The 16,125-nt window shown below is 73.4% G+C and carries 12 protein-coding genes and 1 pseudogene; 7 read left to right on the forward strand and 6 right to left on the reverse strand.

Features of this window, described 5'->3' with window-relative positions:
- Window positions 1–295: 295 nt before the first annotated feature.
- Window positions 296–1,207, reverse strand: a complete 912-nt coding sequence (locus HN013_RS30375) for a nitroreductase/quinone reductase family protein (RefSeq protein WP_171171939.1) — start codon at window positions 1,205–1,207, stop codon at window positions 296–298.
- 456 nt (window positions 1,208–1,663) lie between these two features.
- The gene (locus tag HN013_RS30380; protein WP_171171941.1) at window positions 1,664–3,151 is read right to left on the reverse strand and encodes an amino acid permease; all 1,488 of its coding nucleotides are present in this window, start codon (window positions 3,149–3,151) and stop codon (window positions 1,664–1,666) included.
- Between the two features lie 571 nt (window positions 3,152–3,722).
- Between HN013_RS30380 and HN013_RS30385 the strand changes: the two genes are divergently transcribed.
- The gene (locus HN013_RS30385; protein WP_171171943.1) at window positions 3,723–5,501 is read left to right on the forward strand and encodes a protein-arginine deiminase family protein; all 1,779 of its coding nucleotides are present in this window, start codon (window positions 3,723–3,725) and stop codon (window positions 5,499–5,501) included.
- Between the two features lie 170 nt (window positions 5,502–5,671).
- A complete protein-coding gene (locus HN013_RS30390; RefSeq protein WP_171171945.1) occupies window positions 5,672–6,145 on the forward strand; it encodes a VOC family protein in 474 nt (157 codons plus the stop codon).
- Window positions 6,146–6,168: 23 nt separating this feature from the next.
- Here HN013_RS30390 and HN013_RS30395 read toward each other — a convergent pair whose 3' ends face one another.
- Window positions 6,169–7,245, reverse strand: coding sequence for a M4 family metallopeptidase (locus HN013_RS30395; protein ID WP_171171946.1), 1,077 nt, complete (start codon window positions 7,243–7,245; stop codon window positions 6,169–6,171).
- 204 nt (window positions 7,246–7,449) lie between these two features.
- On the opposite strand from HN013_RS30395, the gene HN013_RS30400 reads away from it, so the two are divergent.
- From HN013_RS30400 to HN013_RS30410, 3 genes are all read left to right on the forward strand, one after another.
- On the forward strand, window positions 7,450–8,109 hold the full coding sequence (locus HN013_RS30400) for a CatB-related O-acetyltransferase (protein ID WP_171171948.1): 660 nt from the start codon (window positions 7,450–7,452) through the stop codon (window positions 8,107–8,109).
- A 149-nt stretch (window positions 8,110–8,258) separates the two neighbouring features.
- Entirely contained in the window at window positions 8,259–9,677 is a 1,419-nt protein-coding gene (locus HN013_RS30405) for a sensor histidine kinase (protein WP_171171950.1), read from the forward strand.
- Between the two features lie 7 nt (window positions 9,678–9,684).
- Window positions 9,685–10,359 carry a response regulator transcription factor gene (locus tag HN013_RS30410; RefSeq protein WP_171171952.1) on the forward strand — a complete coding sequence of 225 codons (675 nt, stop codon included), beginning with the start codon at window positions 9,685–9,687 and terminating at the stop codon, window positions 10,357–10,359.
- 69 nt (window positions 10,360–10,428) lie between these two features.
- Here HN013_RS30410 and HN013_RS30415 read toward each other — a convergent pair.
- Window positions 10,429–11,067: pseudogene (locus HN013_RS30415) on the reverse strand (phosphatase PAP2 family protein); the annotation flags it as partial.
- Between the two features lie 171 nt (window positions 11,068–11,238).
- Between HN013_RS30415 and alaS the strand changes: the two are divergent.
- Window positions 11,239–13,896, forward strand: coding sequence for an alanine--tRNA ligase (alaS, locus tag HN013_RS30420; RefSeq protein WP_171171988.1), 2,658 nt, complete (start codon window positions 11,239–11,241; stop codon window positions 13,894–13,896).
- A 91-nt stretch (window positions 13,897–13,987) separates the two neighbouring features.
- Window positions 13,988–14,485: a hypothetical protein gene (locus tag HN013_RS30425; RefSeq protein ID WP_171171954.1), complete on the forward strand. Its 498-nt coding sequence runs from the start codon at window positions 13,988–13,990 to the stop codon at window positions 14,483–14,485.
- 24 nt (window positions 14,486–14,509) lie between these two features.
- On the opposite strand, the gene HN013_RS30430 is transcribed toward HN013_RS30425, so the two are convergent.
- Window positions 14,510–15,115: a signal protein gene (locus HN013_RS30430; RefSeq protein WP_171171956.1), complete on the reverse strand. Its 606-nt coding sequence runs from the start codon at window positions 15,113–15,115 to the stop codon at window positions 14,510–14,512.
- A 102-nt stretch (window positions 15,116–15,217) separates the two neighbouring features.
- Window positions 15,218–16,021, reverse strand: coding sequence for a maleylpyruvate isomerase family mycothiol-dependent enzyme (locus tag HN013_RS30435; protein ID WP_171171958.1), 804 nt, complete (start codon window positions 16,019–16,021; stop codon window positions 15,218–15,220).
- Between the last annotated feature and the right edge of the window lie 104 nt (window positions 16,022–16,125).

Here is a 16,125-nt window from a genome sequence, read left to right on the forward strand (position 1 = left end):
GGGAAAGCCGCATCGCACCGGAACCGGCACGAAAGAAGCGCCGTTCCGATCACGGCGCCCTGCGACCCAGTAATTGTTAGCGGCCCCGAAAACCCCTGGCAATCATGTGACCTACTACCCAAGGCCGTTCACCACCACAACCACCCCCGCCCATTCCCCGCACCCCCCGGCCACACATCACTAAACAACGCCGTAAGTGATCCACGCCCTATGCCCGGGCTCACAAGCGGCGGCCCGCAACCTCGGCGCACAGTGACCATGCGCTACGGATCGCGGACCGCCACAGAGGGTCGGATCAGCCGGTGGGCGGCCCGGGCGGGAAGGGGATCGCCGCCAGTGCGGGAAGCAGCGACTCCTCCTCGCGGTCCAGGTGCGCGGTCAGCTCTTCCGTCATCCGGTCGAGCTCGTCGAGGAACCGCCGGGGATCGGCCGTGGCGATGTCCCTCAGCAGAGCGGCCAGCTCGCCCTGGAGGCGCGCGACCGTGCGGTGCTCGGCGCGGAGCCGGTCCAGTGCCTCGCGCAGTTCCGGGTGGTGCTCCGCCAGGGAAGGGAAGAGGTGGGCGTCCTCGGAGGTGTGGTGGAACTCCAGGGACTGGCAGAAGGCCAGGCAGTGCTGCCGGATCCGGAGCCCCAGCCCCGGGGCCGGGGGTTCGCCGGGGCCCCGGTGGGCCTCCCGGGCGGCGAGGTGGGCGTCGGCCTCCTGGCGCACGTGCCGGAGCTGGGCGCGCAGCCAGGTGTGGACCTCCAGGAGCTTGTCGGCGAGGGTGCGGACCACGGGCGGCCCGTCCTGCGCCGTGTGACCGGTCCGCTCCAGCACCACGACCGGCAGGACCCGGTCGGTCCCGGTCTGGTAGTCGCCGTACCCGGGGACCGCCCGGACGACGTGCGCGAACAGTTCGTCGCGCCGCGCGCCCTCGGCGGGGACGGCGACGGCCTCGAAGGTCTCGGTGCCGATCTCCACGCCCACCACGGGATGGGCGAGCAGATTGTGGTACCAGGCGGGGTGCCGGGGCGCGCCCATGTCGGACGCGACGACGAGCAGCAGCCCGTCGTGGCGCACATAGCCGAGCGGGGTGGTGTGCTCGGCCCCCGACCGGGCGCCGGTGGTGGTCAGCAGGAGGAGGTCACCGCCCTCGAAGGGGCCTCCCACCTGCCCTCCGGCGGAGCGGAACTCGTCGATGACGGACTGGTTGAACGAAAAGGACATGAGGTGTCGGATCTCCGGGAATCAGGCGTGACGCATCGCGACGGAGCGCGGCGCGTACCGGATGGCGATGAGGCGCGACGGCGCGCGGATCGCACGGGATCCTTCGACCGGAGGAGAGAGAAAGGGCCGATGTCACTCGGTGGCACGGGACGCCACGGAGGGAGACGGAGGACGCCGCGCGAAACGCGCCGGCGTCAGCTGCGGGGTGCGGAAAGTGAACCCATGGTTCGGCCCCTTGCAACACATCGGGTGCTCGCCCGGCTGCCGGCCTGCCCACTGCTCTCCGGCCGGCGCCACGTGGCACATGATCATTACAGCCACACCGGATGCGCATGTCAATCCCGCGATGACGCCTCGCAGGCGACTTCCCCGCGGAGAGCGGGCGCCCCGGAACGCGGCCGGGCCGCGCCCCCCTCACAGGGGGACGCGGCCCGGATTCCGCGAAGTGGCCAGCCGTTACGACCGGGGCGTTCCCGCCTCGCGCAGCTCGGCCTCGCGCTGGGTGCGCGCGACCCGGCCGCGGACGAGGTACCAGCCGCCGACCAGGGCCGCCGCGATCAGCGGCAGGCAGAGGATGGTGTCACGGCTGGCGCCCTCGTCGGCCGCCATCAGACCCAGGACACCGGCCAGGAAGACCAGCGTGACGATCTGGGTGTACGGCGCCCAGGGCAGCCGGTAGGCCGGACGGGAGACCAGGCCCGCCTTGGCGCGGCGCCAGAAGAGCAGCGAGCAGAGCATGATCATGCCCCAGGTGCCGATGATGCCGATCGCGGCGAAGTTCAGCACGATCTCGAAGGCGTTCTCCGGGACGACGAAGTTCAGCCCGACGCCCAGCACACAGAAGAACGCGGTGAGCAGGATGCCGCCGTAGGGGACCTGGCCCTTGTTCATCCGGCCGGTGAACTTCGGCGCGGAGCCCGACATGGCCATCGAGCGCAGGATGCGGCCGGTGGAGTAGAGGCCGGAGTTGAGGCTGGAGAGCGCCGCGGTGAGGACCACGAGGTTCATCACACCGGCCGCGTACGGGACACCGATCTTGGACAGCACGGTGACGAAGGGGCTCTCGCCGCCGGTGAAGGCGTTGTACGGCAGCAGGAGCGTGAGGAGCACGACCGAGCCGACGTAGAAGAGGCCCACGCGCCACATGATCGAGTTGATCGCCTTGGGCATGATCTGCTCGGGGTTCTTGGTCTCGCCCGCGGCCACACCGCACAGCTCGACCGAGGCGTAGGCGAAGACGACGCCCTGGATGACGAGCAGCATCGGCATCAGACCGGACGGGAAGAGGCCGCCGTGGCCGAGCATGTTGTCCAGGCCCGGGGCCTGGCCGCCGACGTCGTGCTGGCCGGCCAGCAGGAAGATGCCGATCGCCATGAAGGCGACGAGGGCGCCGACCTTGATGATCGCGAACCAGAACTCCATCTCGCCGAAGTACTTCACGGAGATGAGGTTCACGGTGAGCACGACCGCGAGCGCGATCAGCGCCAGGATCCACTGGGGGATGTCGCTGAACATGCCCCAGTAATGGGTGTAGGTGGCGACGGCCGTGATGTCGGCGATGCCGGTGGTGGCCCAGTTGAGGAAGTAGAGCCAGCCGGCGGCGAAGGCGCCCTTCTCCCCCATGAACTCGCGGGCGTACGAGACGAACGCGCCGGAGGACGGGCGGTAGAGGACGAGCTCACCGAGGGCGCGGACGACGAAGAAGGCGAAGACGCCGCAGATCGCGTAGGCGATGAAGAGGGAGGGTCCCGCGTTCGCGAGGCGGCCGCCCGCGCCGAGGAAGAGGCCGGTGCCGATGGCCCCGCCGATCGCGATCATGTTGATGTGGCGGGACTTGAGGTCCTTGCTGTAGCCCGCGTCACCGGCGTCCACGTGCGCGGACGTCGTGACCGGGGCGGACACACCGGTGGGCGTGTCGGCCGCAGTGAGAGTGCGGTCGCTCATGTATGTCTTCGCCTTCGTTGATGGGGGGCAGGACCGGACGGCGCCCCGGCAGGGGTCACCGCCGGGCTCCGGCTGGCGACGCCGGGTCCTGGGGTTCAGAAGGTGTGAGCGGGATGGGAGTGGAGTCCGGGACATACACGAGGGGGTGGACTCCTCCCGCCGACTGTCAGTGCCTCAACGGCCTAAGGGCCGCTGCCGCCCCGCGGGGCGATGGCAGGAGAAGCCGCCGTGCCGACGCGTGTGCGCCGCGGCGATCTCCCGGTTGTCTGACGAGTCCATGCGGGAATGGTGTGAGGCGCGCCAGGATGCCGTCAAGAGTTTACAGAGAATTGACTTTTTCAGAAACTCACGCTAAGTGATCCGCAAAATGCAAGATCGCAGGTCATGACCGGCAGCCCTCAAAAATTTGACTACGTACTGCCACATTTCCGGACTCAAAGCCTCCGAACCGAAGAATTCCCGGCTCCACCCGGAAGAGGACGAGCTCTCTCCACACTGCGCCGAAGGATTCAGCGGCCCCTCACTCCGGTGGACGATGTCCCGTCGGCGGCCCGGCGGAAGAGTGTCGCCCATGACACATCCACCGACCACGAGGGTGTCCCTCGTCTCGACGCTGGCCTGCGCGGCCGTCCTCGCCGCCCTGCTGCCCGCCGCCGCCCAGGCCGCCCCCTCCTCCCCTGCCGCGCGGCCCCGGCTGCTGGCGCCGCAGGGCACCACCGTGCTCCCGAACCTGGACGACGACACCCGGCGCTGCACCCTGCGGCCCGGCGACCTCGACCGGCTGGACGTGGCCGTGGACGAGCGCCTGGCCGCCTGCAACGACGCGGCCGACGAGGTCGTCAACGGCGCGGCCGACCTCCAGGACCTCACCCCGCTGCGGGTGCCGCCGACCGCCGTCGGCGCGCGGACCGGCGGCCGGGTCTCCGTACCGGCCGCGCAGGGCCGCTACGCCCGGATCTTCGTGGAGCGCGGCGGACGGTACGTCTCGCTGGGCACCGGCGGCCGGCTCGGGGCCGGGGAGCTGCGGAAGGGGGTCCGGCTCGCCGTGGAGGGCCGTGACGTCGTCCGGGACGCCGCACGCTGGGACGGCCGCATCGACGTCACCCTGGCCCTGACCGACGGGGGCACCACCCGGACCGCGTCCGTGCGGCTGCGGGTCGCGCCCGTCCTCCTCCAGCACGACCTCCAGCGGGCGCGGCACGTCTTCGCCGCCGCGCCCGGCCCCGGCGAGGGGCAGCCCGTGGAGGTGCCGGTATCCCACCGGAAGCCGGGCGGGTGGAAGGAATTCGCCGGATCGCTGCGCGCCGCCACCCGGGCCTCCGGTCTGCCCGACCGCGAGCTGCGCTTCCAGCCGGGGACGGCGCAGTGGTGGCGGGACGTGTGGCGGCAGGACATCGCCGAGCCGGGCTATGTGACCAAGCGGACCCCCGAGGGCACCCGGACCATGCGGATCCTGCTGCGCTCCCCGAACTACTGGACGTCCGCCGACGGCCGCGCCGCGAGCCTCCGCCGGGCCGGCCGGCTGCTCTACCGCGACCTGCGCGGTCCCGGCGTCGGGGTCGTCCAGCAGTACACGACCCGGCGCGACAAGAACGTGGACGAGCTGCTCAACTTCACCGGCAACATCGAGAAGCTGCCCCCGTACCCCGGCCGGCCCCAGGGCCGGATCCTCTACGGCAGCGCCCCCGAGCGCCGCCCGGACCCGTCCTTCGTCACGTTGCTGCGCTCCCAGGGGCGGCAGGAGCCGCTGGCCCTCGACACCTCGTGGCTGCTGGTCGGCCATGTCGACGAGACCGTCCACGTCGTACGGGCGGACACCGCGCGCGGCTGGACGCTCGCCTTCTCCGACCCGCGGCTGGCGATGGACCTGATGCGGCGGGCGCAGCGTTCCGGGCAGGGCGGGCAGCGGCTGTTCGCGGACACGGACGCCGCGCTGAAGCCGACGGTCGACCAGGTGCTGCGGCACGAGCGGACCACCGGCGAGAACGAGGAGGCCGCGCGCCGGATCGACGGGCAGCTGGCGGTGCTGCTGCGCGCGACCGGCCTGCGGAAGGACGAACTGGTGGGGCTGCCCGTGCTGTACGTCAAGGAGGACGCGGGCAACGGCAAGCGGCGGCACATGGCCCTCTCCCCCGCCCTCGCCAACGGACTGTCCCTCACCGCACGGGACTTCGCCCCTCCGGCGCCGCACGGTCCGCGGGTGGGCGGGCGCGACCTGTTCCGGGACGAGGCCGAACGGCGGCTCGCCGCCAAGGGTGTACGGACGCACTGGGTGGAGGACTTCTCGTGGGCCCACCTGGGCGGCGGTGAGGTGCACTGTGCCACCAACGCCCTGCGGCAGGTGCCCTGACGCCGTGTGAGCCGGTGGCCGGTGACCTGGTGCGCGGGCTCCGGCCGCCGCGCGGCCGTTCGGGTGACGCACACGTTGTGGGTGCTCCGGGCGCACGGCAGAGTAGCGCCGGGCATGTCCGATGTGCCCGGAGAACATGCTGTTTCCGGAGCGGTCAGGAGAGCGCTGTCATGCAGAAGATCACGCCGTTTCTGTGGTTCGACGACCAGGCCGAGGAAGCGGCCGGCCACTACACCTCCCTCTTCGAGGACTCCCGCGTCGTGCACGTCCAGCGGTACGGCGAGGCGGGGCCGGGCGAGGCGGGCACGGTGATGACCGTGACCTTCGAGCTCGCCGGGCAGCAGTTCATCGCCCTCAACGGCGGTCCTCAGTTCACGTTCAACGAGGCGATGTCCCTCTATGTCGACTGCACGTCGCAGGAGGAGGTCGACGAGTTGTGGACGAAGCTGTCGGCCGGCGGGCAGGAGGGTCCGTGCGGCTGGCTCAAGGACCGCTACGGCGTCTCCTGGCAGATCATTCCCCGCCGGCTGACCGATCTGCTGAGCGATCCGGATCCGGCCAGGGCGGACCGGGTCATGCAGGCCATGCTGGGCATGACGAAGATCGATGTGCAAACGCTGGAGGAGGCGGCCGGGGAGGGGTAGCCGCTGCCGCTCCGGGCGCGGCGTCATGTGACATTGACGGCGGCCCAGGCCGCGTCGACCGCGCGGTGTTCGGCGCTGCCCTGTCCGTACAGTTCGGCCGCCGCCGTCAGCGTCGCCCCGCGGGCGCCCTTGTAGTCGGTGTTCGTCGACATCCGCTGGGTGAGCGCCCGGTACCAGACGCGCTCGGCGGCGGACCGTCCGATGCCGGTGACGGGCTTGCCGTCGTAGGTCGGGCTGTCGTACGTCACCCCGTTGACGACCTTCTTCCCGCTGCCCTCGGAGAGCAGGTAGAAGAAGTGGTTGGCCGGCCCGGAGGAGTAGTGGACGTCGGTCCCGCCGATCCCGGGGTACCAGTAGTCCTTCGACCGGCCGTCCCGGGACGGCCGGTCCATGTACCGCAGGGGGACGCCGTCGTCGACGCCGCTCAGCGACTCGTCGACAAGGTAGTCGCCCGGATCCGCGGGGTTCTTGGCGCGGAACTCCACCGCCGCCGCGAAGATGTCGCTCGTCGCCTCGTTCAGCCCGCCGGACTCCCCCGAGTACCGGAGGTTCGCGGTGGCCTCGGTGACGACGTGGGCCCATTCGTGGGCGGCGATGTCGATCCTGGTGAGGGGGTGCCGCCAGTCGCTCCGGTCGCCGTAGGTGAGGCAGCCGTCGGCGAAGAAGACGTTCTGGTGGTCACGCCCGTGGTGCACCCGGCTGCAGCCGCCCCTGCCGTCCCCCCGTAACCCCTTGCGGCCGTGCACCTCGGCGAAGTAGTCCCAGGTCACCGCGTGGAGGTAGTGCGCCGCCACGGCGTCCGCCCCCCTCCCGGAGGCGTCGCACCAGTCGTTGTCGTCGTCGGTGACCAGGGTGCCCGTCCCGCCGGTGGCCCCCGCCAGGTCGTACGTCCGGTGGTTGCCGCGCCGGCTGTCGTTCAGCTCGTACCGTCCCGTGGCGGGGTTGTACGTCGTGTCCAGCACGACCCTGCCGACGCCGGTCCCGCACCCCGTTCCCGTCGCGGGTGTCCCGGCGGGCGGGGCGGCGGCAGGGCCTGCCTGGAGGCCCGTCAGGAGCCCGAGCGCGGCGGCCAGGGAAGCGCCCACGAGTCTGTGTGACATGCCAACTCCTCTGCGATGCAAGCCTGTTCGATCCGTGCAACGGCAGCGTGCCAGCGCGACGGCCGGTTGTCAGGAGGCGGGACGCGACGGGAGGTGCGGTCCGGCCGGGCCCTCGTCGCCCTGGCCGAAAATCGATCTCCCGCCCGGAGTATTTCTGTGATCATGAGGACAGACCGGACACGCCACCCTGAGGAATCACGCGCCATGCCCAACCCTGCTGTGCCCGCCGACCCGACCGTCCTCCACCCCATGCCCGAACATCCGCGGGTGGTGCTGCTCAAGCCACTGGTGAAGTCCCCGCTGATCGACGTCGGGGAGTACTCCTACTACGACGACCCGGACGACCCGACGGCGTTCGAGACGCGCAACGTCCTCTACCACTACGGGCCGGAGAAGCTGGTCATCGGCAAGTTCTGCGCGCTGGGCACGGGGACGCGGTTCATCATGAACGGCGCCAACCACCGCATGGACGGCCCCTCGACCTTCCCCTTCCCCAGCATGGGCGGCTCGTGGTCCGAGCACTTCGACCTGCTCACGGGGCTGCCGAACCGGGGCGACACGGTCGTCGGCAACGACGTCTGGTTCGGCCACGGAGCGACGGTGATGCCCGGTGTACGGATCGGGCACGGCGCGATCGTCGCCTCCGGCGCCGTGGTCACGGCGGACGTGCCGGACTACGGCATCGTCGGTGGCAACCCCGCCCGGCTCATCCGCACCCGCTACAGCGACGAGGACGTCGCCCGGCTGCTGGCGGTGGCCTGGTGGGACTGGCCCGCGGAGCACATCACCGAGCACGTGCGGACGATCATGTCGGGCGGGATCGCCGATCTGGAGGCCGCTGCTCCGGATGCCCGTCGCCCCTGACGTGACAACGCGGCGGCGCCGGGCGGCACTTCCGCGGGGCGCCGCCGTACGGGCGGCCGGCCTCGTCGAGGGCCCGCCCCGCCCGGCACCCGCCCACCCCTGACTTTCGGCAGTTCCGGACCCCGCGGCGGGCGCATACCGTGCGTCCGGTGTACGGAACGACAACGACAGACATACCGCCGCTCCGCCGCGACCCCGCGACGTTGCTCGCGCCGGTCGCCGCGCTGGCGGCCGGGCTGGGCGTCAGCAGCCTGTGGTGGGCGCTGCCGGGGGTGGCCGCCGCCTTTCTGGCCGGGCACCGTTCGGGGCGGACGTGGCCGATGGCGGTGGCCATGGGCGCGCTGGTCTCGGCGGGCGCCGGTGCGGTGCTCGCCGTGCCGGCGCTGTTCCCGCTCGGGACGCCCTTCGTCGCGCTGGTGGTGGGCGTGGCGCTGCTCCCCTGGTTCGCGGGCCGGGTGTGGCGCCAGTACCAGGAGCTGATCCGGGCGGGCTGGTCCCGGGCGGCTCAACTGGCGCGCGAGCAGCGGCTGGTCGCCGAGCAGGCCCGGCTGCGGGAACGGGCCCGTATCGCCCAGGACATGCACGACGCGCTCGGGCACGACCTGAGCCTGGTCGCCCTGTCGGCGGGGGCGCTGAAGCTGGCGCCGGGCCTCGCGGAGGGGCACCGGGCGGCCGCCGAGGATGTACGGGCCCGGGCGGCCGCGGCGGTGGAGCGGCTGGGCGAGGTCATCGGGATCCTGCGGGAGGACGCGGACTGGGCCCCGACGGGTCCCGCGGACCACGGCGTCGGGCGGCTGGTGGAGAACGCGGCGGCCTCGGGTCTCGCGGTGGCCCTGCACGTCGAGGGGCAGGGGCACGAGGTGCCCGGGCCGGTCGAGCGGGCAGCCCACCGGGTCGTCCAGGAGGCGCTGACCAACGTCGTCAAGCACGCGCCCGGCGCCGCGGCGGAGGTACGGGTCGCGCACTCGGCCGGGGAGACGGTGGTGTCGGTGCGCAACACGGCCCCGCCGTCCGCGACGGGCGGGCTCGCGGCCGGGGGCCGGGGGCTCATCGGGCTGGACGAGCGGGTCCGGCTGACGGGTGGTTCGCTCCGGCACGGTCCGTACGAGGGCGGCTTCCTCGTCACCGCCCGGCTCCCGCACGTGCCGGCGCCGCGGCCCGCGGCGTCCGTCGTCCGTCCGCCGGCGGACCCCATGCCGCCCGAGCACCGGCGGGCCCGCCGCCGGGCGGGCCGCACCCTGGCGGCCGCCGTCGCCGTGCCCGTGCTGGCGCTGGCCGTGCTCAGCGGCGCCCTGATGGTGTGGAGCTCGCTGACGGTCGAGGACGCGGTGCTCGACCCCGGCGCCTACGCGAGGCTGCGCCTGGGGCAGAATCGGACGGATGTGGCGGCGCTGCTGCCGAAGCGTCAGCTGCCCTACCGGCCACGGGCGGCGGAGCCCAGGGGACCGGGGGTCGAGTGCGAGTACTACGCGGTGACAGCCGACCGCTTCGTGGACAGTTCGGGCGACGCGTACCAACTCTGCTTCCGGGACGGCCGGCTGACCGCCTTCGCCGTGCTCCGGGGGTGAGCGCGCGGTGATCCGGGTCCTGATAGCCGACGACGAGCCGATGGTCCGCCACGGGGTACGGGCCGTGCTCTCCACCGATCCGGAGCTCGACGTCGTCGCGGAGGCGGCGGACGGGCACGAGGCCGTGGAACTGGTGCGCCGGCACCGCCCCGACGTGGCCGTGCTCGACATCCGGATGCCGGGCACGGGCGGTATCGAGGCGGCGGCGCTGATCCGTGAGGCCGTGCCGCGCACCGGGGTCGTGATGCTGACGACGTTCGGTGAGGACGACTACATCCTCCGGGCGCTGGCCGGCGGCGCCGCCGGTTTCCTGGTCAAGTCCGGCGCGCCCGAGGAGTTGATCGCGGGGGTGCGCGCGGTGGCCGGGGGCGCCGCCTATCTGTCACCGAAGGTGGCCGCCCGGGTGGTCGCCCATCTCGCCGCCACCGGCGCCGGGACCGCGGCCGGCCGGCGCGCCGCCGCCCGGGAACGGGTGGCCGCCCTGACCGCCCGGGAACGGGACGTGCTCGTCCACCTGGGCGCCGGGTTGTCCAACGGGCAGATCGCGCGCCGGCTGCACGTGGTGGAAGGCACCGTCAAGGCGCATGTGAGCTCGATCCTGGCCCGGCTGGGGGTGGACAACCGGGCCGCGGCCGCGGTCGTCGCCCACGAGGCGGGCATGATCGCCGAGCCCCGACCGTGAGAGCTGTGAGAACGGTGAGAACCGTGAGAGCAGCCTGACGGCGAGGGGCAGCAGGACGAGGTGGGCCGCGGCGGCGACGGCGGCCCCCAGGACGCACCCGGCCAGCACGTCGTGCGGATAGTGCGCGCCGACGGCCACCCGCAGCAGGGCGGCGAGGGCGCCCAGGGGCAGCACCGCGGCCGCGAGCCGGGGCCGGGTCACGGCCAGTCCCACCGCGAGGGCGGCGGCGAGGGTGGAGTGGTTGCTGGGGAAGGACCAGTCGCCGGGCGGCGGGCAGGGGTCGACGGTGGTGACGCCGTCCAGGGCGCGGCAGGGCCGCTCCTCGTCGACGGCCGTCTTGAGCAGTTCGCTGACCGCGTAGGCGGTGACCGTCGCGGCGCCGGCGAGCAGCACTCCGGCGAGCGCCGGGACGTCGCGGCGGCGCAGGGCGGTCCAGCCCGTCCACAGCAGCAGCAGTCCCAGGACGACCAGGGTCCCCTCGGTGGCGAGGGCGAGCAGCGAGCCCACGGCGCCGGGCGCGTCCGCCGCCGCGCCGGCGACCGACCGGTAGAGGGAGGCGGACGGGCCGCCGGTGACCTCCGTCCTGCCCGTCCGCCCCGGTCCGTCGGGCGCGGCCCAGGCGAGCACTCCGGCCGCCACTGCCAGGACGGTGACGGCGGCGGTCGCCCGTCGGAGGGCGCCGCGGTGGTTGTCTGTCGCGTGTTCCATGCCACCGGACGTTAGACAGCGCCACCGCCGGGCACCCGGCCCGAAGGTCACGGCCCGGCCCCTGACCTTCGTCGGGGTTGCGCCGGGGACGTCGGCCCCTCCTGCGAAACACTTGCACCTACGATGATCAGGCAAGAAACCTGTATGGCGAAGGGACCCGTGAGCGCGACTGTGCGTACCGCCGACATCCGTACCCGATTCCTGGACTTCTTCGCGGCGCGCGGCCACACCGTCGTCCCCAGCGCCCCTCTCCCCACTCCCGACCCGACGCTGCTGTTCGTCAACGCGGGCATGGTGCCCTTCAAGCCGTATCTGACCGGTGAGTCGCCCGCCCCGTGGCAGCGGGCGACGAGCGTGCAGAAGTGCGTGCGCACGCTCGACATCGAGGAGGTCGGCCGCACCACCCGGCACGGCTCGTTCTTCCAGATGAACGGGAACTTCTCGTTCGGCGACTACTTCAAGGAAGAGGCGATCTCCTACGCCTGGGAGCTGTCCACCGCCCCGGTCGCGGACGGCGGCTACGGTCTGGACCCCGCGCGCATCTGGGTGACGGTGCACCACTCGGACGGCGACGCCCGGGGGATCTGGCGCCGCGTCGCGGGCCTCCCCGACGAGCGGATCGTGGCCAGGGGCGATGAGGACAACTTCTGGTCCATGGGCGTCCCCGGACCCTGCGGCCCCTGCTCGGAGCTCTACTACGACCGGGGCCCGGCGCTCGGCCCCGAGGGCGGTCCCGCGGTGGACGAGGACCGGTACATGGAGTTCTGGAACCTCGTCTTCATGCAGTACGAGCGGGGTGAGGGCCCCGGCAAGTCCGGCTACCCGATCCTCGGGGAGCTGCCGCGCCGCAACATCGACACCGGCATGGGCCTGGAGCGCATGGCGACGCTGCTCCAGGGCGTCGACAACCTCTACGAGACCGACGAGACCCGGCCGGTCCTCGACCGCGCCGCCGAACTGGCGGGCGTCCGCTACGGCGCCGACGCCGAGGCGGACGTCCGGCTGCGCGTCGTCGCCGACCACGTCCGCACCGCGCTGATGCTCCTCGCGGACGGCACCGCCCCCGGCAACGAGGGCCGCGGCTACGTCCTCCGCCGCATCCTGCGCCGGGCGGTCCGCTCCATGCGGCAGCTCGGCCACCAGGACCGGGCGCTGCCGGAGCTGCTGCCCGTGGCCCGGGACCTCATGGCCGTGAGCTACCCCGAGGTGGCCGAGTCGTTCGCCCGCATCGCCGACCGGGCGTACGGCGAGGAGGACGCCTTCCGCGACACCCTCAGGCAGGGCACCACCGTCCTCGACACGGCCGTCGCCGAGGTCAAGGCGGCGGGCGGCCGGTCGCTTCCGGGCCGTCAGGCGTTCCTGCTGCACGACACCTACGGGTTCCCGATCGACCTCACCCTGGAGATGGCGGCCGAACAGGGCGTGGAGGTCGACCGCGAGGGCTTCACCGCGCTGATGAACGCCCAGCGCGAGCGGGCCCGCGCCGATGCCCGGGCCCGCAAGTCCGGTGCCACCGACACGGCGGCGCTGCGGACCGTCCTGACCGAGCACGGGCCCACGGACTGGCGGGCCTGGGAGGCACTGGAGACCGAGTCCCGGGTCCTCGCCCTGCTCGGCCCGGCGGGCCCGGTGCCGGTGGCGCGCACCGGTGACATCGTGACCGTCGTCCTCGACCGGACGCCGTTCTACGCCGAGTCCGGCGGCCAGGACAGCGACGCGGGCCGGCTGTCCGGGACGTCCGTGGAGGCCGACGTCCTCGACGTCCAGCGGCCGCTGCCCGGTCTGGTGGTGCACCAGGTGCGGGTCACCGCCGGCGAGCTGGCCCCCGGCGGGGCCGTGCGCGCGGCGGTGGACCCCGAGTGGCGGGTGGGCGCCCGTCAGGCCCACTCGGGCACCCATGTGCTGCACGCCGCGGTCCGCGAGGTCCTGGGCCCGACGGCCCTGCAGGCCGGCTCGTACAACCGCCCCGGCTACCTGCGGCTCGACTTCCCGTGGCGCGGCGCGCTCGGCACGGCCGTGCGCGGCGACGTCGAGGAGGCGGCCAACCGCGCGCTGCGCCGCGACCTGCCGGTGGACGTGCGGTGGATGACCCTGCCGCAGGCCAAGGAGCTGGGCGCGCTCGCGCTGTTCGACGAGACGTACGGGGAGCAGGTGCGCGTCGTCGAGATCGGCGGGGCGTGGTCGCGCGAGCTGTGCGGCGGCACGCATGTGGAGCGGTCCGCGCAGATCGGTGTCGTGTCGCTGACGTCGGAGTCCTCGGTCGGCGCGGGCATGCGCCGGCTGGAGGCGGCGGTGGGCATCGAGGGGTTCGACCACCTGGCCCGGGAGCGCGACCTCGTCACCCGGATCGCCGAGCAGCTCCAGGCGCCCCGTGCCGAACTCCCGGACCGCATCGCCGCGTTGCTCGACCGTATGAAGGCCACGGAGCGGGAGAACCAGCGGCTCCGCACCGAGGCGACGACGGCCCGTGCCGCCGGGCTGGCCGGTACGGCCGTGGACGCGGACGGCACGGCCGTCGTCACGGCCACCGCCGACGGCGGCGCGGACGCGGCCCGTGCCCTGGCCGTCGCCGTCCGGGACCGGCTCGCCGCCGGCCGGCCGGGCGCGGTGGCGGTCGGAAGCGCGACCGACGGCGGCGGGGTGGTCGTCGTGGCGGTCAACCGTGCCGCGCGGGAGGCCGGGCTCTCGGCCTCGGACCTCGTCAAGCGGCTCCTCGACGGGCGCGGCGGCGGTTCACCGGACCTGGCGCAGGGCGGCGGTCTGCCCGGGGCGCGGATCGCGGAGGTGCTGAAGGACCTGCCGCGGCTGGTGGCGGGGGGACGGGCCTGACGGAGGGGCGGCCGGAGGGCTCGTCACGGCGTCGTCCGGCCGACGAGCCCCCGCCGCCCCCGGCCGGGACCGCCCGCCGCATACTGGGACGATGGCCTCGCTGTCCCCGCCGTCCCGGTTCCGGGACCCCCAGTTCACGAAGCGCGCGTCCCTCGACGTGATCCTCGTGCGCTGCCCGAAGTGCGACGGGATGGCCCGCGTCGCCCCGGCCCCCGGGCTCCCCGACGACCCGCCGCCCCCGGTGACCCGGCGACGGCGGCTGATCTGCGCCGCCTGCGGGCTGGCGCGGTGGTCGGGGGACGTGGCCGTGTTCCGCTGGGGCGACGGGCAGGCCACCGACCCCTGGTTCCGGGCACCCCTGTGGTTGCAGACCGAGACGCGGCACGGCTGGGTGTGGGCCCGTAACCCGGAACAGCTGGAGGTGCTGCGGCAGTTCGTCGCGGCGTCGCTGCGGGAGCGGCCCCCGTGGTACGAGAGGGGACGGAAGATGACGTACATCGGCCGCCTCCCGGCCTGGATCAAGCGGGGGAAGAACCGTGACGAGGTCCTGCGCGCCATCGACCGCGTCCGCGCCTCCCTGGAGGAGTGACGGATCCGGGCGCCGCTGTGTCCGTCAGCGGGGCGCGGCCTCCAGGCGGTAGTCCACCGCCGTGGAGAACGAGCCCGAGGAGCCCTCGAAGCGCAGCGTGTGGGTCCCCGCCGGCAGGGGTGCCGTCTGCACCCACAGTCCGCAGGACAGGGCGCCGGGGCCCATCCCCTTCACGGGTGCGGCACCGAGGCGCTCCGGCTCCAGGGCCTTGCCGTCGAGGGTGGCGCTCCCCTTCGCGGTCCGGAGGAACGCGTCGCACTCGCTCTTCGTCGCGACGCGGTTCACCAGCGGGAACGCGATCGGGACCCCGGTGGGCACCCGGCAGGCGCGCTTGGCGGGCCCGCCATGGGTGCCCGCCAGGAACCAGACGTCGGTCGCCTGGTTCTTCCCGCACAGCCGGCCGTCCCGGTCGTCGATCGGGTTCGCGCCCTCCGGGTCGGCGTCGGTCCAACTCCACCAGCGGCTCTGGAGGTCCGCCGAGGCGAGCTTGGCCGGCGCCCCGGCGGACGGGGAGGTGGCCTTCGACGATCCGGCGTCGCCGTCCCCGTCCCCGGAGGACGAGGAGCACGCGCCGGTGAACACCAGCGCGCTCGCGCCGAGGAGAAGGGCCAGGGAACGTTTGAATTGCATGAGCGAATACTACGAGGGTGTTCGAGGGCTCTGCGGCCACGGCGTCGTCCGGCCCGCTCCGGCCCTCCCTCCCCCGTCAACCGCCGCCGCTCCGGGGCCGGCTCACTCCTCCAGCCAGAACCCGGCCCGCTTGCGCCACAGGTCGAGCAGTGCCGTGTCGCCGGCGACCTCGACGGAGCCCTCGGGAACCGGCCGTCGGTAGACGAGCAGCAGGAGGGCGGAGGGCGTTCCCCGGACGGTGACGGCGGCCTCTCCGGGCCCTGGCGTGTGCCGCCGGACGGGGGCGTCGCCGGTGAGGTCGATCGGCCACTCCTCCACCGTTTCCCCCGCCGGGCCGGTGGCGTGGAAGTGGAGCGTCCGGCCGGGGCCGAGCAGATCGGGTGTCCCGGGGCGCGGCTCGTACACCTCCGGGAACGCGGCGAAGGTCATCCATTCGTCGAGGGCGTCGAGGGCGACCGCGTCGTCGAGGGTGTACGGGACTCCGGCCGCCAGGGCGGCGTCGGCCCGGTGCACGGCGGCCTCGTGGGTCATCCGTCGGGCCCAGAAGCCCGCGGTCCCGTCGGGGGCCACGGTCCACAGGGCCGCGTCAGGACCCGCCGCGCGCAGCGCCTCCGCCAGCCGCTCCGCGGCCTCGGTGAGTCCCGCGGCGAGCGCGGCGGGGTCCTCGTCGGGACGGACGGCCACGTCGTCGACGACGTCATGGGGGACGGGCTCCGCGGCCCGGGTCGTGATGATCGTCCGGGTCCAGCTCAGGGCGCCGGTGAGGTGCCGGACGAGATTGCCCGCGGTCCAGCCGGGGCACGAGGGGACGGGGGCCGTCATGCCGACGCCGTCGAGGTGGGACAGCAACTGTCCGGTCTGCTCCACGATTTCGGCGCAGCGGCGGTCGAAAGTCAGGGCGCTCATGGGGTCACGATACTGAGCGGGTCGGACACCGGGCGCCGGGCCGTCCGGCGTACGAAGGCCCCGGGCGCCGTCGTACCCCCGCCGACCGGCGGTTCCCGGGCAGG

Source organism: Streptomyces sp. I05A-00742 (assembly GCF_013055795.1).
Taxonomy (GTDB): Bacteria; Actinomycetota; Actinomycetes; order Streptomycetales; family Streptomycetaceae; genus Streptomyces.

Coding starts and splice junctions, on each gene's coding strand:
- HN013_RS30375 (WP_171171939.1), bottom strand. CDS start 1,207: ATGTCCTTTTCGTTCAACCAGTCCGTCATCGACGAGTTCCGCTCCGCC.
- HN013_RS30380 (WP_171171941.1), bottom strand. CDS start 3,151: ATGAGCGACCGCACTCTCACTGCGGCCGACACGCCCACCGGTGTGTCC.
- HN013_RS30385 (WP_171171943.1), top strand. CDS start 3,723: ATGACACATCCACCGACCACGAGGGTGTCCCTCGTCTCGACGCTGGCC.
- HN013_RS30390 (WP_171171945.1), top strand. CDS start 5,672: ATGCAGAAGATCACGCCGTTTCTGTGGTTCGACGACCAGGCCGAGGAA.
- HN013_RS30395 (WP_171171946.1), bottom strand. CDS start 7,245: ATGTCACACAGACTCGTGGGCGCTTCCCTGGCCGCCGCGCTCGGGCTC.
- HN013_RS30400 (WP_171171948.1), top strand. CDS start 7,450: ATGCCCAACCCTGCTGTGCCCGCCGACCCGACCGTCCTCCACCCCATG.
- HN013_RS30425 (WP_171171954.1), top strand. CDS start 13,988: ATGGCCTCGCTGTCCCCGCCGTCCCGGTTCCGGGACCCCCAGTTCACG.
- HN013_RS30430 (WP_171171956.1), bottom strand. CDS start 15,115: ATGCAATTCAAACGTTCCCTGGCCCTTCTCCTCGGCGCGAGCGCGCTG.
- HN013_RS30435 (WP_171171958.1), bottom strand. CDS start 16,021: ATGAGCGCCCTGACTTTCGACCGCCGCTGCGCCGAAATCGTGGAGCAG.